Here is a 1210-nt window from a genome sequence, read left to right as displayed (position 1 = left end):
GCGCCATATTGTGGAAGATCAGTACATTATAAAGGGGTGACATATACCATATAAAGATTAGTTTATTGGTTTTGGATCTATTTCTACTTTTGGGTATCCATATACATGTCCTGCTAATGCATTAAAATATCCTGGATTGTCTTTCAATGTAAATTTCAGTATATAATCTTCTGTGAATGTTTCGACTATCATATAGCCATAATCTACTTTTGCTCCTTCTCCTTTTAGTGCAGCTTGTGAAATCCATGTATAGTACCTGTTTAGTAGATTACTATGGAATGCATATAAGACAATCGCTTGCTCATGATCATAGCTTGCACTTGAAGTAAGTGGTGTTCGAAACCAAATGTTCCTTAATTCTTTATTCGAATGGCTTAACTCTCCCTTATCCTCATATGATACATACACATAGTCTTTTCCGACATTATATGTCAAATCATCAAACCAAGCATAAGCGGTGATATCTCCCCTTAGCTGCAACGTTATATACTTAGCATAATCGAGCACTCTTATTATCGTTACAATCGCTTGCTCTCTCGTAATATGCTTTCGTGGCATAAATTGACCGTTAGACCCTTGCATAAGCCCCAAAGTGTAGGCAGCACTAACAGCTGGCTTCGCCCACTCACCTATTTGATTATAATCCGAGTAACCCATTTCTTCTTTTGTAGCGTATAATAAAATACTTGATTTATGTATTGTATTCATCAACATTTGTGCAGCTTGCTCACGTGTGATATAAGTATCTGGTGAAAAGGTCGTATCAGATGTACCATTCACACTCCCTATAATATAGGCAAGCTTGACATGGTCTAAATCTGTATCTTCAAAAGGTTGATCAATCGTAACTTTTTCAAGTACCATTTCCTTTGTCCATTCATATGACCTTTCGACCATTTCTAACTTTTTAAAAGCCACGTTAACTAGTAGCTCCGCAAACTCCTCTCGAGTAATTGGGTCAGCGTAATTAGATTGCAATCTTTCTGGAACAATTCCTAGATCAATGCCTCGTTGAATCGTATCTTTCGACCAAGCACTTGGCTGGTCTCCAGCTGCAAATACAGATGTAGATGGAAGTAACAACATTAATGATAAAATAACTACTAACGTTTTCTTCAACATAATTTACCCTCGCTTTTCCCATGTAATATAAATTATTTACAATATCAAACTTACATTCATTAATTTACCAATCTAATTATATGAAAGG

1 protein-coding gene is annotated in these 1210 nt (G+C 35.9%); it reads right to left on the bottom strand.

All coding sequences use genetic code 11. The features are described 5' to 3' along the window. Window positions 1-57 precede the first annotated feature (57 nt). Entirely contained in the window at window positions 58-1122 is a 1065-nt protein-coding gene (locus JM172_RS24450; protein WP_214484975.1) for an S-layer homology domain-containing protein, read from the bottom strand. Between the last annotated feature and the right edge of the window lie 88 nt (window positions 1123-1210).

Origin of the sequence: Bacillus sp. SM2101 (genome assembly GCF_018588585.1) — a bacterium.
Taxonomy (GTDB): domain Bacteria; phylum Bacillota; class Bacilli; order Bacillales; family SM2101; genus Nanhaiella; species Nanhaiella sioensis.
Note: the sequence above shows the minus strand (reverse complement) of the source record. Positions and strands in the feature narration are given on the sequence as shown.

Excerpts from the sequence above, each read along its gene's own strand:
- JM172_RS24450 (WP_214484975.1), bottom strand. The coding sequence starts at position 1,122 with ATGTTGAAGAAAACGTTAGTAGTTATTTTATCATTAATGTTGTTACTT.